This window comes from Epilithonimonas zeae (assembly GCF_023278365.1).
Lineage (GTDB): Bacteria > Bacteroidota > Bacteroidia > Flavobacteriales > Weeksellaceae > Epilithonimonas > Epilithonimonas zeae_A.
Window position 1 is genome coordinate 2,254,073 of sequence record NZ_CP075338.1, and the last position, 25,565, is coordinate 2,279,637.

The 25,565-nt window shown below is 33.7% G+C and carries 27 protein-coding genes and 1 tRNA gene; 9 read left to right on the forward strand and 19 right to left on the reverse strand.

Features of this window, described 5'->3' with window-relative positions; translation table 11 throughout:
* Positions 1–14 precede the first annotated feature (14 nt).
* The 5 genes from ruvA to KI430_RS10015 all read right to left on the reverse strand — a co-directional run bounded on the left by ruvA (position 15) and on the right by KI430_RS10015 (position 5,382).
* Complete coding sequence (ruvA, locus tag KI430_RS09995; protein WP_248874421.1) at positions 15–599, reverse strand: Holliday junction branch migration protein RuvA; 585 nt, start codon at positions 597–599, stop codon at positions 15–17.
* Positions 600–764: 165 nt separating this feature from the next.
* On the reverse strand, positions 765–1,496 hold the full coding sequence (locus KI430_RS10000; RefSeq protein ID WP_248874423.1) for a leucine-rich repeat domain-containing protein: 732 nt from the start codon (positions 1,494–1,496) through the stop codon (positions 765–767).
* Positions 1,497–1,727: 231 nt separating this feature from the next.
* Entirely contained in the window at positions 1,728–4,010 is a 2,283-nt protein-coding gene (locus KI430_RS10005) for an NADP-dependent malic enzyme (RefSeq protein ID WP_248874425.1), read from the reverse strand.
* Between the two features lie 199 nt (positions 4,011–4,209).
* Positions 4,210–5,070, reverse strand: a complete 861-nt coding sequence (locus KI430_RS10010) for a BadF/BadG/BcrA/BcrD ATPase family protein (protein ID WP_248874427.1) — start codon at positions 5,068–5,070, stop codon at positions 4,210–4,212.
* Between the two features lie 54 nt (positions 5,071–5,124).
* A complete protein-coding gene (locus tag KI430_RS10015) occupies positions 5,125–5,382 on the reverse strand; it encodes a hypothetical protein (protein ID WP_074236458.1) in 258 nt (85 codons plus the stop codon).
* A 257-nt stretch (positions 5,383–5,639) separates the two neighbouring features.
* Between KI430_RS10015 and KI430_RS10020 the strand changes: the two genes are divergently transcribed.
* From KI430_RS10020 to KI430_RS10035, 4 genes are all read left to right on the forward strand, one after another.
* Complete coding sequence (locus tag KI430_RS10020; RefSeq protein WP_248874429.1) at positions 5,640–6,098, forward strand: GtrA family protein; 459 nt, start codon at positions 5,640–5,642, stop codon at positions 6,096–6,098.
* 41 nt (positions 6,099–6,139) lie between these two features.
* The gene (locus KI430_RS10025) at positions 6,140–6,859 is read left to right on the forward strand and encodes a lysophospholipid acyltransferase family protein (protein WP_248874431.1); all 720 of its coding nucleotides are present in this window, start codon (positions 6,140–6,142) and stop codon (positions 6,857–6,859) included.
* An 83-nt stretch (positions 6,860–6,942) separates the two neighbouring features.
* Entirely contained in the window at positions 6,943–8,391 is a 1,449-nt protein-coding gene (locus KI430_RS10030) for an MFS transporter (protein WP_248874433.1), read from the forward strand.
* A complete protein-coding gene (locus KI430_RS10035) occupies positions 8,381–9,457 on the forward strand; it encodes a DUF3810 domain-containing protein (protein WP_248874435.1) in 1,077 nt (358 codons plus the stop codon). The genes KI430_RS10030 and KI430_RS10035 overlap by 11 nt, the downstream gene beginning before the upstream one ends.
* Before the next feature lie 638 nt (positions 9,458–10,095).
* On the opposite strand, the gene KI430_RS10040 is transcribed toward KI430_RS10035, so the two are convergent.
* From KI430_RS10040 to greA, 7 genes are all read right to left on the reverse strand, one after another.
* A tRNA-Met gene (locus KI430_RS10040) sits at positions 10,096–10,169 on the reverse strand.
* Positions 10,170–10,215: 46 nt separating this feature from the next.
* Entirely contained in the window at positions 10,216–11,496 is a 1,281-nt protein-coding gene (locus KI430_RS10045; protein ID WP_248874436.1) for a thioredoxin-like domain-containing protein, read from the reverse strand.
* A 60-nt stretch (positions 11,497–11,556) separates the two neighbouring features.
* A complete protein-coding gene (locus KI430_RS10050) occupies positions 11,557–11,733 on the reverse strand; it encodes a hypothetical protein (protein ID WP_248874438.1) in 177 nt (58 codons plus the stop codon).
* Between the two features lie 66 nt (positions 11,734–11,799).
* The gene (locus tag KI430_RS10055) at positions 11,800–13,827 is read right to left on the reverse strand and encodes a hypothetical protein (protein ID WP_248874440.1); all 2,028 of its coding nucleotides are present in this window, start codon (positions 13,825–13,827) and stop codon (positions 11,800–11,802) included.
* 83 nt (positions 13,828–13,910) lie between these two features.
* Positions 13,911–15,089 (reverse strand): ATP-dependent Clp protease ATP-binding subunit ClpX, encoded by a 1,179-nt coding sequence (clpX, locus tag KI430_RS10060; protein ID WP_248874442.1) that lies wholly within the window; start codon positions 15,087–15,089, stop codon positions 13,911–13,913.
* A 46-nt stretch (positions 15,090–15,135) separates the two neighbouring features.
* A complete protein-coding gene (locus KI430_RS10065) occupies positions 15,136–15,525 on the reverse strand; it encodes an HIT family protein (RefSeq protein ID WP_248874444.1) in 390 nt (129 codons plus the stop codon).
* Between the two features lie 61 nt (positions 15,526–15,586).
* On the reverse strand, positions 15,587–16,054 hold the full coding sequence (greA, locus tag KI430_RS10070) for a transcription elongation factor GreA (protein ID WP_248874446.1): 468 nt from the start codon (positions 16,052–16,054) through the stop codon (positions 15,587–15,589).
* A 98-nt stretch (positions 16,055–16,152) separates the two neighbouring features.
* Between greA and KI430_RS10075 the strand changes: the two genes are divergently transcribed.
* Positions 16,153–16,611, forward strand: a complete 459-nt coding sequence (locus KI430_RS10075; RefSeq protein ID WP_248874448.1) for a hypothetical protein — start codon at positions 16,153–16,155, stop codon at positions 16,609–16,611.
* A 1-nt stretch (position 16,612) separates the two neighbouring features.
* Entirely contained in the window at positions 16,613–17,062 is a 450-nt protein-coding gene (dtd, locus tag KI430_RS10080; protein WP_248874450.1) for a D-aminoacyl-tRNA deacylase, read from the forward strand.
* A gap of 26 nt (positions 17,063–17,088) precedes the next feature.
* Here dtd and KI430_RS10085 read toward each other — a convergent pair whose 3' ends face one another.
* The 7 genes from KI430_RS10085 to KI430_RS10115 form a co-directional block, all read right to left on the reverse strand.
* Positions 17,089–17,820, reverse strand: coding sequence for an SIMPL domain-containing protein (locus KI430_RS10085; protein ID WP_248874453.1), 732 nt, complete (start codon positions 17,818–17,820; stop codon positions 17,089–17,091).
* A gap of 125 nt (positions 17,821–17,945) precedes the next feature.
* Positions 17,946–18,308 carry a dihydroneopterin aldolase gene (gene folB / locus KI430_RS10090; protein ID WP_248874454.1) on the reverse strand — a complete coding sequence of 121 codons (363 nt, stop codon included), beginning with the start codon at positions 18,306–18,308 and terminating at the stop codon, positions 17,946–17,948.
* Between the two features lie 196 nt (positions 18,309–18,504).
* Positions 18,505–18,675 (reverse strand): hypothetical protein, encoded by a 171-nt coding sequence (locus KI430_RS10095; protein ID WP_248874456.1) that lies wholly within the window; start codon positions 18,673–18,675, stop codon positions 18,505–18,507.
* A 22-nt stretch (positions 18,676–18,697) separates the two neighbouring features.
* The gene (nadA, locus tag KI430_RS10100; RefSeq protein ID WP_248874458.1) at positions 18,698–19,714 is read right to left on the reverse strand and encodes a quinolinate synthase NadA; all 1,017 of its coding nucleotides are present in this window, start codon (positions 19,712–19,714) and stop codon (positions 18,698–18,700) included.
* Positions 19,715–19,731: 17 nt separating this feature from the next.
* Entirely contained in the window at positions 19,732–20,298 is a 567-nt protein-coding gene (gmk, locus tag KI430_RS10105) for a guanylate kinase (RefSeq protein ID WP_248874461.1), read from the reverse strand.
* A gap of 10 nt (positions 20,299–20,308) precedes the next feature.
* Positions 20,309–20,896 (reverse strand): hypothetical protein, encoded by a 588-nt coding sequence (locus KI430_RS10110; protein ID WP_248874463.1) that lies wholly within the window; start codon positions 20,894–20,896, stop codon positions 20,309–20,311.
* 19 nt (positions 20,897–20,915) lie between these two features.
* Positions 20,916–21,773: a YicC/YloC family endoribonuclease gene (locus KI430_RS10115; protein ID WP_248874465.1), complete on the reverse strand. Its 858-nt coding sequence runs from the start codon at positions 21,771–21,773 to the stop codon at positions 20,916–20,918.
* Positions 21,774–21,916: 143 nt separating this feature from the next.
* On the opposite strand from KI430_RS10115, the gene KI430_RS10120 reads away from it, so the two are divergent.
* The 3 genes from KI430_RS10120 (at position 21,917) to KI430_RS10130 (ending at position 25,550) form a co-directional block, all read left to right on the forward strand.
* A complete protein-coding gene (locus KI430_RS10120; RefSeq protein WP_248874467.1) occupies positions 21,917–23,650 on the forward strand; it encodes a CotH kinase family protein in 1,734 nt (577 codons plus the stop codon).
* A gap of 75 nt (positions 23,651–23,725) precedes the next feature.
* Positions 23,726–24,751: a tetraacyldisaccharide 4'-kinase gene (gene lpxK, locus KI430_RS10125; protein WP_248874469.1), complete on the forward strand. Its 1,026-nt coding sequence runs from the start codon at positions 23,726–23,728 to the stop codon at positions 24,749–24,751.
* The gene (locus KI430_RS10130) at positions 24,735–25,550 is read left to right on the forward strand and encodes a purine-nucleoside phosphorylase (protein WP_248874471.1); all 816 of its coding nucleotides are present in this window, start codon (positions 24,735–24,737) and stop codon (positions 25,548–25,550) included. Before lpxK ends, KI430_RS10130 begins: the two co-directional genes overlap by 17 nt.
* Positions 25,551–25,565: the final 15 nt, after the last annotated feature.

The window sequence follows — 25,565 nt, forward strand, 5'->3', positions numbered from 1 at the left end:
AACATCATCAATTGTTAAATATTTTTTAAAATCTCTTTCACTAATTCTTCTACAGAAGCTTCTGGATTTTGCTTCAAAATTCTATCAGCAATCTTCTCGCTCACTTTCTTAGAAATTCCTAAAACTTCTAAAGCAGATAACGCTTCATTTTTGTTTTTATTGTTTGCAGAAACAGAAAGTTTTTCTTCAGAATTCCCGAAGTTACCGACTTTATCCCGCAAATCTATAATGATTCTTTCTGCAGTTTTCACACCTATACCCTTCACTTTTTGGATAAGTCCGCTATTACCGGAAAGTATAGCATTGGCAGCCTCTGACAAGCTGAGCGAAGATAACAAAATTAACGCGGAAACAGGTCCTACACCGTTAACACTTATTAACAGGTTGAACATCTCTTTTTCCTTTTTGGTAAAGAAACCAAAAAGCAGATGAGCATCTTCACGAATAATCTGTTGAATGTATAATAAAACCGGAGATTCTAATTTCAGATTTTGGGATGTCTGCAGACTGATGCCAACATAATATCCAATTCCGTTAACATCAATCACAGCAAATGTGGGCGTTAACTCCTGAACAACTCCTTTTAGCGAATATATCATTGAATTAATAAAAAATTAGGGTTTTGCGAAGATATAAATTAACTTAAAAACAAAAGCCATTTTAACAACTAAAATGGCTTTTTATAGATATTTCTTTAATAAACTTGTGATTATTCAAATTTTGTCATTTTTGAATGGGGCTTTTTGATTCTATTCACATCAACTTTATTTATTATTACAATATATTTTTCCTGATGATAATTTTGATCTGGAAAATTGTAAATCTTTATCTTTTATAGGATTTTTATCCAAAACTATTGATTCCAACGAAGACAAATTTGAGAGATCTATAGAAAAGGTTGATATCTTGTTATTTTCCAAAGCAAGCACTCTTAGATTTTTCAGATTATTCAATTGTGGAGCTATATTTTCAATCTGATTGTTTTCTAAAAACAAGCCCCATAAGTTAGGTAAATCATAGATGAAAGTTGGAATATTTTTAATTTTATTATTATTAAAATTAATTCTCTTCAATTTTTTAAGATTTTTAATAGAATTTGGAATTTCTTCAAACTGATTATTATCCAGATACAAATCTTCCAAATTAGTAAGATTCGATACTGAATTTGGCAGAGCCCTTAGCTGATTTTCGGTTAAGTACAAATCTTTCAAATTCGTCATAAGTCCAATATTGTCCGGCAAATTTTCAATCTTACTGCGATCCAATGAAAGAGACTCTAAGCTTTTTAAATTTACAATCGAATTTGGAATTTTAATCAAAGATTCATTATCAATGATTTTTAATGTTTTCAATTTAGGTAAATTTCCGATAGATTCAGGAAGTTTTTTAAGTTTAGGATTAAAAGCAATAATCAAAGTTTCAAGATTGACAAATTGTTCGATACATCTTGGTAGCTCTGCTATTTCTTCATCATCAGAAATAGATAGGTTTGTCACTTTCAAAGGTTCTTTGAACGCTTCTTCTAAAGAGACATAGAATTTTGTTTGGGCGAAATAAAAACTACTTATGAAAACAAATACCCATAAAACAAATCTGGTTTTATTTATTTTGGACATTTTTATAATGATAAATTTAGAAAATTAAACCTTCGAATACTATTTTAATCAATAAAAAAAGCCACTCTAATAATCAGAATGGCTTTCGTTTTATATTATATTGAAATTAATCTATTTCTTATCCTTGGTCTGCGCGTCCAAAACTGCAATTGTTGCAAGATTTACAATTTCGTCAACGCTTGATCTCATTTGAAGAACGTGAACCGGTTGATTAAGTCCCATCAGGATTGGCCCGATGGTTTGTGCGGCTTTCATTCCTCTGATGATTTTATAGGAAAGGTTTGCGCTTTCAAGATTTGGGAAAACCAAAACGTTAGCTGGATTGGTTCCTAATTTTGAGAAAGGATAATCCGCCAAGTGGTCACTATTCAATGCAAAATCAGGCTGAATCTCACCATCAACAACCATTTTCGGATATTTTTCGTGAAGAATTTTCACTGCCGCAGCTACTTTTTTAGAAGTATCAGCTTTAGCAGAGAAATTTTCGAATCCTAACATCGCCAGCCTTGGCTCAATTGCAAAAGATTTCACGGTGAACTCTGCCATTCTTGCAATCTCTACAAGATCTTCCGCAGAAGGATTTTTGTTGATTGATGTATCTGCAAAGAACAATGGTTTTTTTTCTGTCAGGATCATCATCATTGCGGCTACTTTATTAACGCCCGGCTTTTTATCGATGATTTCTAAGATCGGTTTCAGAACCGATGCATAACTTTTAGAGAAACCAACAATCAAAGCATCGGTATCGCCGTGTTCCAGCATCAACGGGCCAAAATAATCACGTTGTCTTACGTGTCTTTTTGCTTTATACTCATTGATACCTTTTCTATTTCTTTTGTCCCAAAGAGTTTTTCTGTATTTTTTACGGGTTTCTTTATTTTCGTCATCATTCGGGTCGATGATTGGAATATCTAATGTAATACCGTACTCTTCCATTTTTTCTTTGATGAGTCTTTTGCTTCCTAACAAACTTGGATAAGCAATTCCCTCTTCTTGTAGAATTTGAGCCGCTTTCAGAATATTATACTCTTCTCCGTTGCCAAGCGTTACTCTTTTCGGATTTGCTTTTGCACGGTTTTGCATCATTCTTACGAGTTTCTCATCTCTTCCCATTCTGTCAAGAAGCTGGTTCTCGTATTCTTCAAAATTCTCAATTGCTTTTCCAGCAATTCCACTTTCCATAGCCGCTTTTGCCACGGCAATTGAAACTTTGGTAATCAACCTATTATCAAAAGGTTTCGGAATAAAATATTCTTTTCCGAAACTGATATTGCTAACATTATAAGCCAGCTTTACCATTTCCGGAACCGGTTCCTTGGCAATTTCTGCCAAAGCGTGAACTGCAGCCAATTTCATAGCTTCATTGATTCCTCTTGCCTGAACGTCCAAAGCACCTCTAAATATATAAGGGAAACCAAGAACGTTATTCACCTGGTTAGGATAATCACTTCTTCCAGTCGCCATTATCACATCTTCTCTTGTCGCGACCGCTAAATCATAACTGATTTCCGGATCCGGATTTGCTAATGCAAAAACAATTGGGTCATTTGCCATAGAAAGAAGCATCTCTGGTGACATTACATTTCCTTTTGACAAACCAACGAAAACATCAGAACCTTTTACCGCATCTTCCAAAGTAGAAATCTCTGTCTGAGCAATGAAGTCTAATTTCTCCGGTGTAAGATTTTCTCTTTTATGATTGATGACACCTTTACTGTCACACATCAAAATATTTTTCGGATCAAGACCAAGCGAAATATACAATTTTGCACAAGCAATAGCTGCTGCTCCAGCTCCATTGATCACCATTTTCACTTCATTGATCTTCTTTCCTGTTATTTCCATACAGTTAATCAAAGCGGCAGCAGAAATAATCGCCGTTCCGTGCTGGTCATCGTGCATCAAAGGAATATCCAATTCCTCTTTCAATCTTTGTTCGATATAGAACGCTTCCGGCGCTTTGATATCTTCAAGATTAATTCCTCCGAAAGTTGGCGCAATGGCCTTAACAGTTTCGATGAATTTGTCAGGATCTTTTTCATTAATCTCGATATCAAAAACATTGATTCCCGCGAAAATCTTGAAAAGCAAACCTTTCCCTTCCATTACTGGTTTTGAAGCTTCGGGACCGATGTCTCCTAAGCCTAAAACAGCCGTTCCGTTGGAAATTACAGCAACTAAGTTTCCTTTTGAAGTGTATTCGTAAACGCTTTGCGGGTCATCGTGGATTGCCATACAAGGCACAGCAACGCCCGGCGAATAAGCCAAAGACAAATCTCTCTGCGATGAATGTGGTTTGGAAGGTATAACTTCGATCTTACCTTTCGGTTCCATACGGTGGTAATCTAAAGCGGCTTTATCAAAAGCGTTTTGGTCTCTTGAATTTTTTGACATTGTTGATTTACTTTTGTTGTGCACCTATATATAATATATAGAGTCACGGTTTTTAATTCTTTATCGCGTAAGGGCGGAGGGCATTGTTGGAGCTCCTCGCCAAAGGCGGAGAGCGACTGCCCGTAGACCGACCCGCTTGTTTTTGTGGCTGGCTCAGCTTGGAAAAACAAAGGGATACGCCCCAATTATTATTGCAAAGTTAAAGCTTTGGAATGATATAGTCACGATGATAATTCACCAGACTTTCTATCGGACGCTGAACAACGGTTCCGATTTTGAAGTGAAAATCTGAAGCTGCGGCTCTTAAAGAATCCTCAAAAAAATAGGCAATTGAACCTATAAAATTGATTTCACTTTCGCGGCATTCTTCGTACGGCATCACCTGAAACTCAAGGAAGTTCTTAAGTTCTTTGTAAATAAAATTCTGAAAATACGGATGCGTTTTTCTGTCCACAATGAACCTCGTGAAATCTGCCATATAAGCATTCGCTCTCGGATTGTGATACATATTTTTGAGCAAATCATCTATGTTCAACTGATATATCTCAGTAAATTGCTGATGCAAATCGGGCGGTAATTTCTTCATAAAATAATGACGCACCAATTGCTTACCCAATGCACTTCCACTACCTTCGTCACCAATAAGAAATCCTAAAGAAGGTAATTCTGTTTTGATATTTTCGCCATCGAAATAGCATGCATTGGAACCTGTTCCGAGAATGCAGACAATTGCCGGAACACCTCTGTATGCTGCATAAGCCGCCGCCAAAAGGTCTTCTTTTACCCGAATCTGTGCGTTGTTGAAAACCTTCTGGATTTCTCTTTCTACAATAAGTTTGTTTTCGGGAGTGCCACAACCGGAGCCGTAGAAAAAGATGTTTTCCAGATAGTCTTTGAATTTGGTAAGTGCCTGATTTTTTTCTATTTCAATTGTAATCAGTTCTGGTTTTATGATATTCGGATTGAATCCAACAGTTTCCGTCTTCAGAACCTCTGTACCGTCGTTTTCCAGAATAACCCAATCGCATTTGGTAGAACCGCCGTCAACAATGGCAATCATATAATATATTATTTAGAATGCTAAAATAATATTTTTTCGGGAAGGTTTGGAGATTTACTTTTTTTCAGCGTTGTCTTGTATGAGCCAATCTTCGATTTCGTCCTCCAGATAATTTGTCTGTAATTTGATAGCATTGATGAAATCGTCGGGAATACTTTCTGTAGAATCGCTGCTTTCGAGATTCCAAAGTTCATCGGACATCAATTCATATTCTGAATAGATTCTTTTGAAACGTGAGCTCGTTTTCTCCAACTCCTCAATCTTTTTTTGCTGAGGCAGAAATTTTCTGTAAGGTCTGCTAGAATTTTTCATTTTTCATTAATTATTTTGTAATTGTGGTGACTTAACAAGAGATGAAAAAATTTCCCGACCAAAACATAGTCAGGATTTGATTACATCATCGATTAATATTAACATTTTCACAATTTATTAACTATTTCATAATTAATCTTTCAGACAAATCGCAAAAACTATTAATACTTAATAAAAGTAAAAATATTTTTGAGACTAAAAAATTATTTAACTATTATTTTAAAACATTTAACAATTCGTATAAATTTGCAATTGAAATGAAACAATTAATTCTCCGTCATAAACAAGTTCTACTCTTCATCATCGCTGGTGGGCTAAGCGCGGTTGTAGAAATCGGCAGCTTCAAAATGCTAAGTGTTTACCTTCCAAAAGTCTTCAATTGGGAATATAATCTGTCCGGAATTAAATATCCGTTTAGTAATATCCTGTCCACAAGTTGCGGAATTATCACCAATTATTTTCTGAGCATTTGGTTTGTGTTTGAAAGAGGAAAACATTCTAAAAGGAAAGAGTTCGCTTATTTCATTTCCGTGTCAGTTGTTTCTACATTCATCAGTTTGTTTCTGTTCCAGATTTTATATCATTTTGTTTTCAAAGACGCTATAGATTTGGGAATCTACGTGCTTTCTCAAGAGATGATGAGTAAGATAACTTCTATCGTCATTGTATCTCTTCTTAATTATTCTGTAAAGAAAAAAGTAATTTTTAACGGATAAAAAAGCTATTTTTGATTTGAGTTAAATTTTAAGTAAGATTAATGAGAACAATTCTGGTCTATGCGTGGCGATTTTGGATGGTAATTTTGGGAACCGTTCTTACCTTAATCTTTTTTCTTCCTGTTTATATTTTATCTTTCCGAAAAGAACATTATAAATATTGTTACTTCTTTATCCGTCTTTGGGCGATTGGCATGTTTTATGGGATGGGTTTCCGTTATAAAAAAATTCTCAAGACCAAGAAAAAAATCGATAAAGATCAACCTTATGTTATCATCTCAAACCACACATCTATTATGGATGTGATGTTACCGTGCATTCTTTTCCCCAATCATCCGCTTTGTTATGTCGGAAAAAAGGAAATCGAGAAAATCCCGATTTTCGGAACGGTATACAAAAGAGTTTGTGTAATGGTGGATAGAAAAAGTGCCAGAAGTCGCGCCGATGTTTATCGAAGATGCGCCGAAAGAATGCAGGACGGACAAAGTGTTGTGATTTTTCCGGAAGGCGGTGTTCCAGATGATACAAGTGTAATTCTTGACCAGTTCAAAGATGGTGCTTTTATTTTGGCGACTAAACATCAATTCCCGATTGCGGTTTTCACTTTCCGAGGTTTGAAGGAAATGTTTCCTTTTGATAACAAAAAAGGTTATCCCGGAGTTGTGAAAGTTTTCTTCAATGACATCCTAACACCAGATGCTACACAAAAAGAATTAAAAGAAAAAGCATTTGAAGAAATCCGATTGTCTCTAATTGAGTAATTAAAATAATTATTCTACAAATAAGACTTTTTACTTACATTTGTTTTTAAATATTAACCTAACATTAACAATAAAATTAAATAATGGAAACACAAAAAACCAACTGGGCACAGTTTATCCCGCTTGTTACCGTTTTCTTTTTCTGGGGATTTGTTGCTGCCAGTAACGACATCCTTATTCCAGTTTTCAAAAAAGCATTCGATTTGACCCAAGGTCAAAGTCAGCTTGTATCTGTCGCTTTTTATATCGCTTATACAGTTGGTTCCATCATTTATATGCTGATTTCATTAGCCATTCGTAAAGATTTGGTCAACAAAATTGGATATAAAAACGGTTTAGCTTTAGGTCTTGCAATTTCTGCCTTAGGAACATTACTGTTTTATCCGGCTGCCAATCTGCATTCGTTTCCATTGATGCTTTCCGGATTGTTTATTGTGGCCTTAGGATTTTCTTTACAGCAAACTGTTGCCAATCCATTAGCGATTGCGCTAGGTCCTGTAAAAACAGGTTCTCAAAGATTGACATTAGCAGGAGGAATCAACAATCTTGGGACGACAATTGGTCCATTGATTGTGAGTTTCGCTATTTTTGGTTCAGCCGCTTCTGAGAATACAGAAATGAGCATCGAAAGTGTAAAAATTCCTTATTTGGTTTTAGGTGTGGCATTCTTAGCCGTTGCAATTTTACTTAAATTATCATCTTTACCAGAACATCCAGACACTATCGAAGAATCTGTAAAAGATGAAGGAACTGTAAGAAGTTCTGCTTTGAAATATCCTCAGTTATTATTGGGAATGTTAGCGATTTTCATCTACGTTGGTGTAGAGGTTTCTACAGCAAGTAACCTACCTGCTTATATGGAATCTATTGTGAATTCTGAAACTGGCGTTCTTTATACTTTACAAGAAATCTCTCCTTACATTTCTCTTTATTGGGCAAGTTTGATGATTGGTCGTTGGACAGGAGCTGTTGAAGCTTTCACAGACAATATGAGTTTGCAAAAAGTATTAAGATTCTTAGCACCTTATTTAGCGTTCGGCGTTTTCCTTTTGGTTAACGCTATTGCAAAACACGATTTGACACCTTTCTATGTTTACGGATTAATTATCCTAGTATTGATTGCCGCAGATATGGCGAGTAAAGGAAATCCTGCAAGAATGCTTTTGATATTCTCAGCTTTAGGAATTGTAGCTACTGGAATTGGTATGTTTACAGATGGAATTATCAGTATTTATGCTTTTACAAGTGTTGGATTGTTCTGTAGTACGCTTTGGCCTTGTATCTTTACACTAGCAGTAAGCGGTTTAGGAAGACACACCAGCCAAGGAAGCAGCTTCCTGATTATGATGATTATGGGAGGAGGAATTGTAAGCTGGTTGCAAGGATTCGTTTCCGAAAGTATTGGTATCCAAAACAGTTATATTGTTGGAGTCTTATGTTTTGCTTATCTTGCATTCTATGCTTGGAGAGTCAGCGGAATTCTGAAAAGCCAAGGTATTAGTTTTGATAAAAAAATATCCGGTGGACACTAAAAAAAATATCTTTATTAAAAATAAACTTTGGGCAATCATTTTGGTTGCCCAATTTTCGTTATTCTATATCCTATCGAAGTTTGAATTTGCTACAACATTTTTTTCGAATCTATATGAATGGAAAAAGGATTTTCACGTCCAATTATTTTCCGGATTCGGATTTTCTGTTGGCGATGTTATTTATACGATTATTTCGCTTGCCCTAGTTTATTCAATCATCAAATTAGTAAGAAAGAAAAAGAGTTTGATTTTAAAGAGAATATTGATTTTCGTAAATGTCTTTTATTTTTTATATCAATGTTTTTGGGGAATGCTATATTTCCAGCCTTTAGTTATAAAAAAACTTTCGAATAAAGAAGTGAAGATTAATGATTCTGATTTAAAAACTTTGAGTCTAAAATATCTTGAACTTTGCAAACAAACGAGAGAAAAAGTTTCCGAAGACAAAAACGGGGTTTTCACAATTAATAATTTTGATAAAATTAAATATGAAATTCTTGAGCAACAAAAGAGTTTACCAAATTTCATCAACACAAAAGAAACCGTTAAGATTCTATCTGTAAAATCAAGTCTTTACAATAGCTTTATGAATTACACTGGAATATTAGGCTATTACAATCCATTCACGGCAGAATCACAATTCAATCCCAATCTTCCTAAGACAAATATTCCTTTTACATTGGCGCACGAGATGTCTCATCAACTTGGTTATGCAAGAGAACAGGAAGCTAGTTTTATCGCTTATTTATGCGCAAAAAACACCAAAAATGCAGATTTACAATATAGCACCCAACTTTATGTTTTAAAAAGCTTACTACGAGCTTTGTCAAGGAATTTGGACAATAAAGATTTTGTTTTAAAAATGATTTCTCAGTATTCTGAAAAAATGCTCAGAGACAGAAAAAACGAATTAGAATTCTACGAAAGGAATGAAGGAATTATAAGTGACTTTTTTGGTGTAACCAATGATTTATTTTTGAAGTCGAATCAACAAGATGGAAGGGTGACTTATTCCTATTTTATCAATCTTTTGGTGATGTATGAAACAAAAAAAGAATCGTACTAGGTACGATTCTAAAAACACAAATGATGAAAAAAAATTTATTGCTCCTGAGTGATTGTCTCAAAAGCCCCGTAAAAGTACAACATATAAATGTAACCTCCAAATATATATTTAAAAATATTTATTAAATATTAAAAACAAACTATCAATCAATAATTTAAGATTTTAAATTTCTATTATTTAAAATAATTCAAATTATAATCATCAAACTTTTTTTAAATATTGGAAGTAAAAATAGTTTTTAAGACCATTATCCTAATCATTTTTAAAGGAACAAATTAAACACAAAAAAAACATCATAACACACTGAAAAACAACAATTAAAGCTTTAAAATCAATAGTATAATTTCTGTAATTATTCTCATAATAATTTCTTTTCCTTATCTCTATACACTACTTTTGTATAAGAAATCTGAAAGTAAATAGTTATTATTAATTATTAAATAATAATAAATACTTATAATTTATAAAAACACAAAAACACAAGTGATCAAATGGAAGTAAGTTAAACAACTTGCTTCCATTTTTTATTCATATTAGGAACTCAGCATATAACCTAAAGCTGATTTAAGATCGAAATCTTTCTTAAAATATAAAGCTAAAAAAACCGTAAATTGAAATCAATTTACGGTTTTATCTTGTAGCGAAGACGGGAATTGAACCCGTGACCTCAGGGTTATGAATCCTGCGCTCTAACCAACTGAGCTACCTCGCCATTTTTGTGGTGCAAATATAAGGATTATTTGCATTTCCACAAACTTTTAATTAACTTTTAAATAATCTAAAACATCTCCTACATGGTTAGGTTTGCTAAGAATCTTATTATCAGAATCTAACACAAAATATGTAGGCGTAGCAACGATATTATAAGTTTCTCCATAAGAGCTATACCAACCTTTCCCTTCTGATGCACTTACCCAAGGATAGATATTTGCTTTGTTTTTGAACTCATCCAAACTACTATCCAAAGAAAAGCCAACAATTTCTATATTTTGCGCTTTCAGTTTATCATATTTCTCAAGTAATTTAGGGAGTTCTGCTTCACAATGCGAACAAGTAGAAGACCAGAAAACAATTATCTTTTTAGAAGCTTTGATATCATAGAGAGATTTAGCTTTTGTATGGATTGCATTAGCTAATGTATTATTTGGCATTTTTGCGCCAATTTCTGTATTATTGTTCGCTTTCAATGTAGAGGATAATCTGTCGTTGATTGTACATTTGAGATTATTAGCTTGGGCAAGATATTTTTCTTTCAACTTATCCATATTGTAAGAATTAAAAATATCAATAAGCTCAGACAATATCGTTTGTCCGCGCGGCGTCTCAAGATTAACAGCATCCAACAATTTATCTACTCCACCTTCAACATTCGATTTGGATGCATTTAAATAGTTAATTAGAGATGGTTTCAAGATTAATGATGTTTCTAGAAACTCTCCAGATTTTGAGTAAAAATCGATATAATCTTGCGGTTTTATTTCAGCTGCTTTTTCCTGAACAGAATATTTTTGATTCTTATTATAATAATCTAAAAACGGATGCGAAGCATAAAGCGACGAATCGTTTTTAGAAAGAGCATTGATTTCTGTTTCTAATGATTTATAAAAACTCTCAGAAGGCTTATAATAATCTTTAATTTGGATAAGAGCAGGCAGGATCAACTCTTGCTTCTTTTGAAGTTCTACATCATTACTAAAAAGCTGATTGGTTTCATCAGTAAAAACTACATTGGAGATTTTATTTTTACTGTCCAATTCAACTTTAAAGTTAATATTGGAGTTCTCGGAAGCCATATTAATGGATGAATTTGACTTTTGAAAAAAAGCTCTCATCATTCCAATATATTTTTTGTCAACTTTGAAAACAGCTTTGTTATTGATAATTTTAGCTTTGGAATAGAGTATTTCTTTTGACCCGTTGAATCCATATAGATAAACTTCTGAATCCGCTAAATAAGTTGGTATATCCGCGCTTACAGTAAACTGCGGAAATGCATATGCAGATATTAATACACTGCTAACGAATAATAATTTTTTCATAGAATAAAATTAAAAAAAACCCACTAAAAAAGTGAGTTTTACAGTATTAAAAAATATTTTTTATTGTAATGTTCTTTGTCTTGATTTTATCACAAAGGCTACAATCATTACTAATGCTACTAGAAATAAGCCTATTACATAGTCATCAATTGGTGATGCCGGATAAGCTCCAATATCTCCAGACTCTGGATTTTCGGGTGGTGGTGGGACAGATTGTCCAAACGTAAGTATACTCATTACTAAAAATAAAAATCCGTATACCTTTTTTAATAAAAGATTTGTCATCATTAAATATTTGTGTGTTTAATTAACAATTTTTTTAATCACAACTTCTCCTTTATCAGAAATTGCTTTCACTACGAAAATACTTTTTGCCTGATAGTTCAAAGGAATAGTATAATCTGTACTTGTAGATATACCTGATTTTGTATTTAAAAGCTGTCCTGCAGAAGAATACACTTCAACAGTAGCTTTATTCCAATCTTTCGCAAATCTCACAGTCCACTTAGAATCTTTTTTAGCAATTACAGTTTGAAAATTATTAAGATTTCCTGTTCCTAAAGTTGCTCCTTCAGGTAACTCATAATATAATCCTAAAACTTGAGTTCCGCTTAAAGACAGCCCTTGACCATCTACTATCTTCGTAAATTGACCTTGAGAATTTTTAATATAGAAACTATTACCATTACTTAATCCTTCCGGCATTCTCTCTCCTTTCTCATAAACCTCAAATTTTATTTGATATGGCTGATCAATATTATTAATATATAAAGGAATTTCTTTTGACTTAAATCCAATTTCGTTAGCTTCATTGATATATAGCTTATCCATTTGGTTAATATCTTCCCCTCCATTTAATACTTCTTCCTTAGTATATATTTTTCGTTCTATACTAGCAGATGGCTCTGCTAATTGATCTCCAGCTACCACAGTATTGACAGTAGCATATGCCTGTAATTTAGTATTAATAGGATCGTAACCAGTTACTGCAGAAGGAGAAATAGCGTAATATGTTCTATCAATTTCTAATCCATCCAAATCGTATACTACGACAGCTACTTGTTTTACAATTTTATCTGCAGGAATATCATTATTATCTTCTGAACTGGATTTAGCAGATGTCACAGAATAATCAACTCCATCGGCACGAGAAGTAAATTTAAATCTTCTAGTTTTAGAAAAATCTAACGTTTGAGCTGTATTTGAATTTAACTTAACCATAAATTCTCCCATCGGCTTAATAATTAATCTATTAGCAGTAATATCTCCTGCTTGAAAAGCCCCTCCTGAAGTCAGTGCAACAATTGCAGTACCATAAGTAGTACCTTGACCTAACTGCCAATTAACTTGAGCGGAACCATAATAAGCAATTCCTACAAGATTTGATATATAATTACCATCACTAAGATTTCCAGCTTCATTAGTTGCAATAAATTTCAAATCTATATTAGTAAGAAATGGATTTGCCACGTGGTAAAGATTTCTACCATAATCTGTAGACCAGTTTGGAGTTTTAGAACTAAATGGATCATCTAAGTAACTTCTATAGGTTTCCCCATATGTATTTCTTAAACTACCATTATATCCAAAATTAACAGCTTGCTGACCTGACAAATTAAAAATAAAATTAGAAGATGTATTTGTATTATCTGAAATAGGATTACCAGAGAATGTTTTTAAATCTGCAGCAGATGTAGAAGTGGGATTCCAAAAATAAGTACTTCCTGAAGCATTTCTTCTAGGCAATATGTAATAAGTCATAGGAGTTCCCACAACTGTATTATTATCTGGATTTATATAAATCTGGTCAAATTTGGAATTGAAATTATTCCATCTGAAAATGGAATTTGGGCTAAAACGACCACTTGGAGTATTAGCTCCATTAGTAAAATTAATTTGTCCCGTTCCGAAAGTATTGATCAGATCCTGAATAGTGAAACCATTAAATGGTAAACTTGTTTGTTGTCTACCTGTTACTCCATTTTGATAATCAGACCTGTATTCTTTATTTACCTTTCCTGTAACGGCAGTTTGTGGTATCCCAGATATGTACAATTGCCCATAATCTGTAGTTAATGCAGGATTATATTTTAAGTTGAAACTAGACGTATTCGCAATAGTTAATCCATCAGCTGCTACTCCATTAATCATAATATTTCCAGAGTTATTTACCACCGCAGAACCAGCAGTTTGTAAACCTCCTCCATTATAAACCAAAGTATTGCTTTGAACTGTTACCAGAGCTGTATTCCCAACATAAGTAAGTATGTTTTGGGAAAAAATAATACCATTAAAAAGTATCAGTTGGAGAATAAATAATTTTCGTATCATCGTGTGTATGTGTTTGTGTGTTCTTCCTGCAAAGATATTAATTTTTTAAATACTTGAAAAAAATATGTAAATAATTAAAGATTTTATAATATTGACTCAATTTTAACGATTGCATTATTTTCAATATCAAACATATAATCTTCCAAAACCTTTTCGGTCGTTCCTCTCAGTCCTCTTGCTCCAAGTCCTTTGTTCATAGTATCTTCCACAATTTCTTCAATTGCATTATCTGTAAACTCAAGAACTACATTATCCATTTTAAAAAGTTCTGTAAACTGATTGATAATCGAATTTTTTGGTTCTTTCATAATTCTTACAAGTGTCTCTTTTGTTAACTTATCCAGATAAGTAATGATCGGAAATCTCCCCAAAAGCTCAGGTATTAATCCAAAACTCTTCAAATCGATCGCATTGATCTGACTTAGGATGTAATCTTCCTCATCAACTTTATTGATTTTTTCCGCAGAAAAACCAATAGCTTGTTTATTCAACCTTCTCTCGATAATCTCCTTCATTCCGTCAAAAGCACCACCAGCAATAAACAAAATGTTCTGAGTATTAACTTGGATATATTTTTGATCCGGATGTTTACGACCACCTTGAGGCGGAACATTAACAATACTTCCTTCTAACAATTTCAGTAAACCTTGCTGAACACCTTCACCGGAAACATCTCTTGTGATGCTAGGGTTATCAGATTTCCTTGCAATTTTATCAATCTCATCTATAAAAACGATTCCTCTTTCCGCTTTTTCTACATCATAATCCGCCACCATCAATAATCTCGAAAGAATACTTTCTACATCTTCCCCAACATAGCCCGCTTCAGTAAGAATTGTTGCATCTACGATACAGAAAGGAACATTAAGTTGTTTTGCAATCGTTTTTGCTAACAAAGTTTTCCCTGTTCCTGTTTCGCCGATCATTATGATGTTAGATTTTTCAATCTCTACTTCACGGTTTTCGTCTTGTGCGTGTAATAATCTCTTATAATGATTATAAACTGCAATTGACAATTGTTTTTTAGCTTGATCCTGACCAATCACATACTCGTCAAGAAAAGCTTTTATTTCTCTAGGCTTTTTAAGTTCTTCCAGAGATTCTGCCATAGAAGCTGAGTTTGATGTTTTATTTACACTATCCTTTACGATAGAATGTGCTTGTTCAATACAATTTTCGCATATAAAGCCATTCTGCCCAGAAATCAGGATTTGAACTTCATCCTTTTTTCTTCCACAAAATGAACATTGATTTGGATTCATAATTTTCTTAAGTTCTAAAATTAAAAAAAGAAGTTCAAGACTTCTTTTATGCTTTTGTTATGGATTCCTGAATTTCTTTGTACTCTTCTGGCGTAAAAACCAGCCTGACATTTTTAAAATTAAGCTCATCCATATTGTTGAGTGGTATCAAATGAATATGAGCGTGAGGCACTTCCAAACCAACAACAGCCACACCTACTCTTTTACAAGGAATAGCTTTTTTGATTTGTTTTGCAATATCCTGGGTGAAAGCCCAAAGTTCTTTATAATCTTCAGAATCTAAATCAAAAATAAGATCAATTTCTTTTTTCGGAACAACCAAAGTATGACCTTTTACCAAAGGCATTGCATCCAGAAAAGCAATATGCTTATCGTCTTCTGCTATTTTATAACTTGGGATTTCTCCGCTGATGATTTTAGAAAAAATAGTGCTCATATTTTTTTTAATATTGATTGTAATTTTCAGCAATTATTAAACCAACAATACTACATTTATCTTATAACGAAATCTCTAAAATTTCAAAAGAAAGTTTGTTACCATTTGGCAATATAATATCTGCAGTTTCACCAACAGCTTTACCCAAAAGACCTTTAGCAATTGGTGTATTTACAGAAATTTTTCCAGATTTTATATCACTTTCATTATCAGGCACCAAAGTGAACTTTTGCTCTCCTTTTGTGGCATTATTTTTCAATCTAACCGTTGTAAGGATAGATACTTTGCTAAGGTCAAGCTGACTTCCATCGATGATTTTGGATGTAGAAATAACATCTTTCAGTTTAGAAATTCTCATTTCCAACATCCCTTGTGCCTCTTTGGCTGCGTCATACTCTGCATTTTCAGACAGGTCGCCTTTATCTCTTGCTTCAGCAATCTGCTGTGTTATTTTTGGTCTTTCAATCGTTTCTAGTTGCTCCAGTTCGGCTTTCATTTTGTCCAAACCTTCTTTGGTTACGTAGTTCATAACAATAAAATTTATCGTTTGTATAAAAAAATAATCCGACCTTTGCCGGATACTAATTTGTCTCGAATTGAGTTTACAAATATATAATTTATTTTGAAATGAAAGCTAAAAAAATCGCATCATCATTAGCATTATTTTTGATTATCAGCATTTTAACCATTAATAATTCTTGTAGTGAAAGAAATGAAACCGTAAGCTGTTTTCCCAACTCTATTATTTCAGTCCAACTTGACCTCAAGTTACCTTTATATTATAAATTACAAACAGTAGGAGCTTGGGAATATATTAGCGTAGATGGAGCAGGAACTAGAGGATTAATTGTAGTAAGAACCACAACCGGATTCAAAGTTTATGACAGAAATGCGCCGCATATTTGCCCGGATACAGATACAACCTTGGAAGTTAAGAACGACACTTCTATTTATTGTCCAAAAGATGGCTCACAATGGATTTTGATTACCGGTCAGCCAACAGATAATAGTGTGGCAAAAATAGCTCCTAAAACTTATGGATACAGTTATAATTCTGCTTCCAATATTTTAGATATTTATAATTAAAATGAGAGTCGTAATCCAACGCGTTTCCGAAGGAAACGTAAAAGTAGATAACCAAATTGTCGGAGAAATCGGAAAAGGATTAATGCTTTTGATTGGCGTTGATGAAAGTGATGAAAACACAGATGCAGATTGGCTTGTTAAGAAAATTCTGGATGTAAGAGTTTTTTCTGACGAAGAAGGAAAAATGAATCATTCTGTGAAAGATATCAACGGCGAAATTCTTTGCATCAGTCAATTCACTTTGATTTCTGATTATAAAAAAGGCAACCGACCGTCTTACATCAAAGCGGCTAGACCGGACAAAGCCATCCCATTATTTGAATATTTTAAAGATGAAATAAAAAAGTCTGGCTTGAAAACCGAAAGCGGAATCTTCGGGGCAGATATGAAAGTTTCACTAATTAATGATGGACCTGTCACCTTAGTTTTTGACAGCAAGACAAAATTATAAAGGAGCAAATATTTGCTCCTTTACTTTTAATCGACCTCGTATTCAAGTTTTATGGTAATGCTTGCTTCTTTATCTTTGGAAGTAGTATTGTAAGTTCCGCCATAAGAATAATCTTCGTTGGAGTTAGGAGCTGTAATTTGAATCACACCCATTGTAGCTTTTTTCAAATTTCCGAGACTACTTCCTGCGTTGTCTGCAATTTTTTCTGCACGCTCTTTGGCGTCTTTAGTAGCGTTGGCAATCATTTCTTGTTTTACATCAGACAGTTTTGTATAAAAATATTGTGGTGATGAAGAAGTAAATTCGATTCCGCGATTGATGATTTCTGTAATGTTTCTGGAAATATTTTCAATCTTAGCCACTTCTTTTGATTTTATGGAAACACTTTGAGTCAAATTATAACCTGAAAATTCTCCTTGCTGATAATTGCCGTTAGAATCTGTAAAACTTCTGAATTGTTTCTGAATATCCACAGCGGAAAAAATCATCTCATTTTCCTTCACTCCTTTTGATTTTAAATATTGAGAAATCACTTGCCGGTCAATTGCCAAGGCATCATAAGCAGATTTCAACTCAAAACTATTTTTGGAAAAACTTCCAGACCAGGAAATCAAGTCAGAAGTAAAAGTTTTGGAACCAAGTCCCGTTACAGAAACCGTATTTTCCGATTTGTTTCTGTTTTTCACAGCACTTCCCAGTAAAGCAGCAGCAATAATAAAACCCAAAGCAGCAATTCCAACTGCAATATAATTCTTCATAAAATTTTGTATTTGAGTTCTTTGCATCAAACTTAATACCAAATTTTAAGATTTCATTAACATTATTATTTAATGAAACCCCTTCAGAGTTTAAAACTCTGAAGGAGTTGATTAGCATCTTTCTATTAGAATATCGATTTCTCAAATTCTAAGCTTACACCTTTCATTTCTCCTGACATTGGTGGAACGGTTTTTGTCAATTTGATTTTAATGAAAGTGATTTGAGGAAATGTATTTTCAATTTTGTTAATGATTCTTCCAATCACGTGTTCCAAAAGTTCGGAACGGATTGCCATTTCCTGATGGATGATTTCGCTAACCTCAGCGTAATTGATGGTGTCATTAAGATTATCAGATTGTGAGGCTTTTTCTAAATCGGCTTGTAATTCTGCATTGATGATATAATTATTCCCAATCAAAGCTTCTTCTGGCAAAACACCGTGATAAGCATAGATTTTTATGTCTTCTAAAATGATTTTTGATTTCATTCTTTAAAAATAGAAAAATATTTTGAACGCAAAGTCCGCAAAGATTTTTAATCATAATTGAAAAATATTTTAAGGTTCGCAAAGGCGTAAAACTCAGCAAAGAAACAAACGAATTAAAACATTTAGTTTGTCATTCCGGAAGAATCTCTTCGGTTTAGATTCTTACAGAATGAAAAAGATTCTGGTAAACTCTTATTTATTCTGAAGGTTTCTTTCTTGCAAAGCTGCAATAGGGATAGTAGTGGAAATCCTTTTTTGCAAAAAAAGATTGCAACGGATAGCCCGGCTCTGCAAATTTTTGCTTCGGGAAAGCTTTGGAAAAATCTTGCGGAGATTGCCCAAATAATTCCACAAAAAAAAACCTCATCTGAAAAGACAAGGTTTTGATTTTATTTGATGCTTTTGGAAAGTTCCAGCATGGCTTCAATCGGTTTCAATGCTTTGAGACGAATATCCTCGTCCATTGTAATTTCCGGAAGTTCATATTTCATACACAGATAAAGTTTTTCCAGCGTGTTTCTCTTCATAAAGAAACATTCTGAGCAGTTGCAGCTCTCGTCGAAAACCAAAGCGGGAATCAAAGATTTGTGTGGTGCGCGTTTTCTCATCTCGTGAAGAATTCCTTCTTCAGTCGCAATGATAAACTCTTGGCAATCATCTTGTTCTACATAATTCAAAAGCGCGGACGTTGAACCGATGAAATGCGCCAGTTCCAAAACCGGTGTTTCACTTTCCGGATGTGCGATCAGTTTTGCATTCGGGTGGTCTGCCAGCTGTTTTGCGATACGCTCCATAGAAAATGCCTCGTGAACGATACAGCTCCCGTCCCAAAGAATCATATCACGACCTGTTTTCTTGCTGAGATATCTTCCTAAGTTTTTATCCGGAGCGAATATAATAGGTCGGTCTTTTGGTAAAGCATTAATGATCTGTTCTGCATTGGAACTTGTCACGATGATGTCGGAAGCGGCTTTGGTTTCCGCATTACAGTTGATGTAAGTTGCTACCAGTGCATCTGGATATTGCTCGCGCATCTTGTTGAGACCTTCCGCCGAACAACCGTCTGCTAATGAACAGCCTGCTAAAGTATCGGGCAGAACAACTTTTTTGGTCGGGTTAAGGATTTTTGCCGCTTCTGCCATAAAGTGGACGCCACAAAAAGCGATCATATCTGCATCGGTTTCCTTTGCCTGTCTTGCCAACTGTAAAGAGTCTCCAAGGAAATCAGCGATATCCTGAATCGGTCCTGGCTGATAATAATGCGCCAGAATAACGGCATTTTTTTCTTTTTTGAGGTCAAGAATAGCTTTCACAAGGTCATCGCCTATTGGAATCGCAAATTCTTTGAGGTCAAGAAAACCTTTTACAGGCATATTGTTGATTGCAATGTCTAATGTATTTTCCATTACGTGTTTTTCAGATTTTATTCGTTGATAAAGTTATTAATAATTTTCTCGACTTCCGCTTTTGCCTCATCCAAATCTGTATTAACAATAATTTTATCAAAATGCTTTTGGTAAGTCATTTCCTCGCCTGCTTTTTCCACTCGGGTTTTTATGGTTTCTGCGCAGTCGGTATTTCTTTTTATCAATCTCTGTTCCAATTCGGCGATGCTTGGAGGCATTACAAAAATCGATAAAGCCTTGTCTCCGAATATCTCTTTCAGCCGAATTCCGCCTTTTACATCGACATCAAAAATCACGACTTTTCCTTCTTTCCAGATTCTTTGGACTTCGGATTTAAGAGTTCCGTAATATTTATCGGTATAAACTTCTTCAAATTCTACAAAACCATCTTGTGATATTTTGGCTCTGAACTCTTCCGGCGTCAGAAAATAATAATCTTTTGCGTGTTCTTCTTCGCCTCTTGGTTGTCTTGTAGTTGCTGAAATTGAGAAACTCAGTTGTGGAATTACGGAAAGTCCGTGTTTGACCAACGTTGTTTTACCACTTCCGGACGGCGCGGAGAATATGATGACTTTTTCTTTCAAAATTTGATTTTTAAAATTCTATGTTAAATTGTTTTCTGATGTATTTTAGAATACCTACGAAATCTTGGAGCTCATCAATGCCAGGATAGTTTTTTAAATAAGATTCGGGATTGCTGTATTCAAATTCATTCTGTTGTTTTCCTGCTTTATATTTTACCAAGTAACCAGTACCATCAAGAACCGACATTAGTTGTTGATGAAATACAAATGCATTTTCATCTGTATCAAAAATAACTTTTTTATTACTTGTCTTTTTGTATTGAAAAGCTTCTTCTTTTGGTAAGTAATTTATATTTCTTGCTTGAATGTTTACGAAAATTTCTTCTAATGATTTTTCAGATTTTAGAATTGTGTTTTTTGGTTTTATGAGCTCTTTGTCTAGTTTTTTTGGCAAAAACCATTGGATTAAATTTGCTTTCCAAGTTTTATCTTCTTGATAAATTCTGAAAACATAACTGCTGTTTGTAATTCCTCTGTCTTTATAAATTCTAATTTCTGATTCTTTCAATTCTGATGGAATATTAGCAAGAAAATCTATATTTTGTGATTTTACAATCGCAAATAAAAATATTAATAAAAACTTAAACGAAAAATTCATAAGCTTTTAAAATACATTTCTATAGAACATTCAGCGTTTGTTCCTTGATTTTCTCTAAATCATCCTTCATCTCAACAACCAATTTCTGAATCTCAGAATGATTAGCTTTTGAACCCAACGTATTGATTTCTCTTCCCATTTCCTGAGCAATGAAACCTAATTTCTTTCCATTGAAATCTTCATTTCTCATCACTTCAAGATAATATTTGATATGTTGGGAAAGACGAACTTTTTCTTCTGATATATCTAATTTCTCCACGAAATAAACCATCTCCTGATAGTATCTTGTCTCATCTACATTTTCAAAATTCTTAAGCGCAGTCTGATATCTATCCTTAATTGGCTGAATCCTTTCTTCTTCGTATTGGGCTACCTGACTTAGATTATACTCGATATTCTGGACAATTTTCTCAATCTCTTCGGCTAAGTTATTACCTTCTGTTTGACGGAATTCTATAAATTTACTTACTGAATCTTGCACAACAGAAAGAAGCGCTTTCCACTCATCTTCTTCTAACTCAGAACTTTTTGTTGATAAAACATCTGGCATTCTTACAGCCATTTTTAGATATTCGAATTCTGGAGCATCAGAAGCAACCGCTCTCAACTGTTCAATATAATCTTTGACAATATCTTGATTGATTTTCACCTCATTGCTGTCTTCCAGACTTTCGCAGTTGATGTAACAATCTACTTTTCCACGAAGGATTTTATCATTCAGTAATTTCCTAATATCGAATTCTTTTTCCTTATACCTAAGTGGTGTTTTAACATTCAAATCAAAATTTTTGCTGTTCAGCGATTTGATATCAACGGTAATCTTTGTTCCTTGATAAACAGTTTCGGCTCTCCCAAAACCTGTCATAGATAATATCATACGATTCTATATAAGAGTGCAAAGATAATTAAAAAACTATTGGCAAAATCTTTATGATATTGATCTTGTTTCGTAGAAAATAATTCAAATGAGTGTTTAAAATTTTTGAAAATGATATCTTTGCACCCTTAAAAATATGCAGTATGAATAAACTAATAACCCTTTTCCTAATTTTGTTGAGTACTTTTTCTAATGCTTCAACAATTGAACTTCCTAAAGACAGTTACAGAATAGATGAAGGAAAAAGACTGATTGTCTGCAATACGGATCTTAGTAAATTAGAATTTGACGGACAGGCAATTACTATAAACATCAATGGTAATGATTTCAAAGTTCTTGATAATGTTACTACTCTGAAGATTGGATCAAGATATATCTTAAGTTGGGAAATGATTAGATATTCTATTTATTTTACAGAATTGCCTCTTCTTTATATCAATTCAGCATCAACTATTGTTGACACACCTAAAGTTTTATCTCACATAACAATTGTTGAAAGAGACGGAAAAACAGTTGTTTCCAATGCTGGTATAGAATATCGTGGTGCGTCCTCGCAATTATATCCTAAAAAATCTTTTGAAATTGAGTTTTGGAATGACACAAAAGGGAATGACACAAAGGATATTGCTCTGTTTGATATGCGAGAAGATAAAGACTGGAACATCCAAGCTATGTATAATGAACCTCTCAAAATTGCAAGTAAAACAGCTTGGGAAATCTGGGACAATATCAGCCAACTCTATTATAAGGACAAAGAACCGGAAGCAAGATCTGGAATTAGAACAAAATATGTAGAAGCATTTGTAAACAACTCCTATCAAGGATTATATGGTATTTCAGAAAAAATTGACAGAAAGCAGCTAAAACTTAAAAAAAATACAGAGTCCGAAATCAGAGGAGAATTATATAAAGCAGACTCTTGGGAAACAACCACTTATTATGATTTACCAGAGTTTGATAATAATTCTGAAACTTGGGGTGGTTTCGAATACAAATACCCAAAAGATTTAAGAAACTGGAGCAATTTATATGCTTTACATGAGTTTGTAATTAATAGTTCTAATGAGATTTTCTATTCTCAATACAAAGAAAAATATGACGATAGAAATATTATTGACTATTTTATTTTTATGAATGTCCTGAGAGTATTAGACAATACAGGAAAGAATGTTTATACAGCTAGATATAACAAAAATGAAAAATATTTCTTTGTCCCTTGGGATCTTGATGGTGTACTGGGAAGAATTTGGGACTCTTCAATAGATAATACAACTGATGACTTATTGACGAACGGTCTATATAATAGACTTTATAATGACACAAGACCTGAAGGCTTCCGATTGGATCTGAAAAACCGATGGACAGAATTAAGAAATAACTCTGTTACGGTAGATAAAATAATGCAAATCCTGATTGATAACTTTAATTACCTGAAAGATAATGGTGCATTAGAAAGAGATCAGATAGCTAATTCTGGAAGTACAATTTCATCCGAATATGAAGAGTTTGCATATATCCGTGAGTGGTTAACGAAAAGAATAGAATATCTCGACAAAGCATTTAATTTTGAAGCTATCGGAACACCGCCAGCAGACAATGATACCGACATACAAATAGAAAAACAAAACTCTAAATTTGTTCTCTATCCAAACCCTGCAAAAAACTATATTTATTTCATTGATAAAAATAATAAAACTGAAAAGTCATTTTTAGATATTACAATTTACTCTACATCTGGAAGAATCATTAAAAACATCAACCAAAACCCTATTGATCAAAGTGTTTTTATTGGCAATTTATCGGATGGCAACTATATTCTCAATATCAAAACCAATTCTGGTTATAAGCAAAGTTTCAAATTGATTATTGATAAATAATAATCTTTGGTTAGATAAATTTTCATCAGTCAGAACATACTTTTTATTCCATAGAAATCCTTATTTTTGCCACATATGAAAAGATGGTATCTCTACCCTTTTTCCTTGGGTTATCATTTGGGAACTTCTATTAGAAACCGAATGTATGATTGGGGAATTTTTTCTTCTACGAAATTCAGAACACCAATAATTGGTGTCGGAAACCTGTCGGTTGGTGGCAGCGGAAAATCGCCAATGGTTATGTATTTGGCAGATTATTTATCCAAATTCTACAGGACAGGTGTTCTTTCACGTGGCTACGGAAGAATCACAAAAGGCTACAGCATTGTTAACTACGACAGCAATTATAAATTGGTGGGTGATGAGCCTATGCAGTTGTTCGAACGTTTTCGTAATCGTTTCGTCATTGGCGTTTGTGAAGACCGTGTTTATGGTGCAAAAAAAATCATCGAAGATATGGACCTGGATGTTCTTCTTCTGGATGACAGCTTTCAGCATCGTGCGATAAAACCTGGAATGAATCTTCTTTTAACAGATTACAACGATCCTTATTTTAAAGATTTCATTTTACCTGCCGGTGACCTTCGTGAAAGCCGACACGGAATGAGCCGTGCAAATCTTATAATGGTAACGAAGTGCCCTGATGATTTAACTGAGGAAAAAAAGCAATATTATATTTCCAGAATCAGACCTCAGCATTACCAGAAAGTATTTTTTTCATCAATTGCCTATGACGAGAATATTCTTGGTATTGATAAAATAATGCCTGTAAAGAACTTGGATTATTATGATGTTTTATTGATTACCGGAATAGCAAATCCTTCACAGCTTCTGAAAGAGATTTCGAAGTACAATAAAAAGATTAAACATCTCCAGTTCAAAGATCATCATAATTTTACTGATGATGACATCAAAAAGATTACTGCAGAGTACAAAAAATTGGGTGAATATAAAGTCATTCTAACAACCGAAAAAGATTATGTTCGCCTGAAAACATTTGATTATCTTCGAAACAAAATCTATTATTGGCCAATTAATGTGGAGATAGATAAACCGCAGGAATTTAATAATATCATTCAGAATTATGTTAGAAAAGTTTAAAGAAACGGCAGAATTCATCAAAAACATTATCGGGGAAACTCCTGATTTTGCTATTGTTTTGGGTTCTGGTCTTGGAAAACTTCAACACGAGGTTGAGGCTATTCATACTTTAGATTATAAAGACATTCCGAATTTCCCCCAAACTACAGTTGTTGGTCACGGCGGAAAATTGATTTACGGAATTCTCGAAGGCAAAAAAGTTTTGATGATGAGTGGGCGTTTTCATTATTATGAAGGTCATTCTATGGAAACTGTCACTTTTCCTTTCCGAGTTTTTCACTTATTAGGAATTAAGAATTTGATTTTATCTAATGCTTGTGGCGGCGTGAATCCCAACTTCAAAGTAGCGGATATTATGGTTTTAACCGATCATATCAATATGATGCCCGAGCATCCGTTGAGGGGTAAAAACATTGATGAATTGGGACCTCGTTTTGTGGATATGAGTGAGCCTTATAATCGCAAAATGATTGAACTAGCTAAACAAATTGCTGTTCAGGAAAACATAGATTTAAAAGAAGGTGTCTATGTCGCTTTGACAGGTCCAACTTTTGAAACACCTGCAGAATACGGAATGGTAAAAGCCATTGGCGGAGATGCTGTTGGAATGAGTACTGTTCCGGAAGTGATTGTTGCAAAACATCAGGGAATGGATTGTTTCTGTCTTTCTATCATCACAGATTTAGGAGGTCCTGATATTTCCTTCGCTGTTTCTCATGAAGAAGTTTTGGAAGCAGCCAACAAAGCAATGCCTAGCGTCATCAAAATTGTAAAAGGTCTCGTAAAAAATTATAATTAAATAAAATTAAAAATC

Bases quoted from the DNA above. Each gene is read 5' to 3' on its own strand.
- ruvA (WP_248874421.1), bottom strand. From the start codon at position 599: ATGATATATTCGCTAAAAGGAGTTGTTCAGGAGTTAACGCCCACATTT.
- KI430_RS10005 (WP_248874425.1), bottom strand. From the start codon at position 4,010: ATGTCAAAAAATTCAAGAGACCAAAACGCTTTTGATAAAGCCGCTTTA.
- KI430_RS10010 (WP_248874427.1), bottom strand. From the start codon at position 5,070: ATGATTGCCATTGTTGACGGCGGTTCTACCAAATGCGATTGGGTTATT.
- KI430_RS10015 (WP_074236458.1), bottom strand. From the start codon at position 5,382: ATGAAAAATTCTAGCAGACCTTACAGAAAATTTCTGCCTCAGCAAAAA.
- KI430_RS10020 (WP_248874429.1), top strand. From the start codon at position 5,640: ATGAAACAATTAATTCTCCGTCATAAACAAGTTCTACTCTTCATCATC.
- KI430_RS10025 (WP_248874431.1), top strand. From the start codon at position 6,140: ATGAGAACAATTCTGGTCTATGCGTGGCGATTTTGGATGGTAATTTTG.
- KI430_RS10030 (WP_248874433.1), top strand. From the start codon at position 6,943: ATGGAAACACAAAAAACCAACTGGGCACAGTTTATCCCGCTTGTTACC.
- KI430_RS10045 (WP_248874436.1), bottom strand. From the start codon at position 11,496: ATGAAAAAATTATTATTCGTTAGCAGTGTATTAATATCTGCATATGCA.
- KI430_RS10050 (WP_248874438.1), bottom strand. From the start codon at position 11,733: ATGAGTATACTTACGTTTGGACAATCTGTCCCACCACCACCCGAAAAT.
- KI430_RS10055 (WP_248874440.1), bottom strand. From the start codon at position 13,827: ATGATACGAAAATTATTTATTCTCCAACTGATACTTTTTAATGGTATT.
- clpX (WP_248874442.1), bottom strand. From the start codon at position 15,089: ATGAATCCAAATCAATGTTCATTTTGTGGAAGAAAAAAGGATGAAGTT.
- KI430_RS10065 (WP_248874444.1), bottom strand. From the start codon at position 15,525: ATGAGCACTATTTTTTCTAAAATCATCAGCGGAGAAATCCCAAGTTAT.
- greA (WP_248874446.1), bottom strand. From the start codon at position 16,054: ATGAACTACGTAACCAAAGAAGGTTTGGACAAAATGAAAGCCGAACTG.
- KI430_RS10075 (WP_248874448.1), top strand. From the start codon at position 16,153: ATGAAAGCTAAAAAAATCGCATCATCATTAGCATTATTTTTGATTATC.
- dtd (WP_248874450.1), top strand. From the start codon at position 16,613: ATGAGAGTCGTAATCCAACGCGTTTCCGAAGGAAACGTAAAAGTAGAT.
- KI430_RS10085 (WP_248874453.1), bottom strand. From the start codon at position 17,820: ATGAAGAATTATATTGCAGTTGGAATTGCTGCTTTGGGTTTTATTATT.
- folB (WP_248874454.1), bottom strand. From the start codon at position 18,308: ATGAAATCAAAAATCATTTTAGAAGACATAAAAATCTATGCTTATCAC.
- KI430_RS10095 (WP_248874456.1), bottom strand. From the start codon at position 18,675: ATGAGGTTTTTTTTTGTGGAATTATTTGGGCAATCTCCGCAAGATTTT.
- nadA (WP_248874458.1), bottom strand. From the start codon at position 19,714: ATGGAAAATACATTAGACATTGCAATCAACAATATGCCTGTAAAAGGT.
- KI430_RS10110 (WP_248874463.1), bottom strand. From the start codon at position 20,896: ATGAATTTTTCGTTTAAGTTTTTATTAATATTTTTATTTGCGATTGTA.
- KI430_RS10115 (WP_248874465.1), bottom strand. From the start codon at position 21,773: ATGATATTATCTATGACAGGTTTTGGGAGAGCCGAAACTGTTTATCAA.
- KI430_RS10120 (WP_248874467.1), top strand. From the start codon at position 21,917: ATGAATAAACTAATAACCCTTTTCCTAATTTTGTTGAGTACTTTTTCT.
- lpxK (WP_248874469.1), top strand. From the start codon at position 23,726: ATGAAAAGATGGTATCTCTACCCTTTTTCCTTGGGTTATCATTTGGGA.
- KI430_RS10130 (WP_248874471.1), top strand. From the start codon at position 24,735: ATGTTAGAAAAGTTTAAAGAAACGGCAGAATTCATCAAAAACATTATC.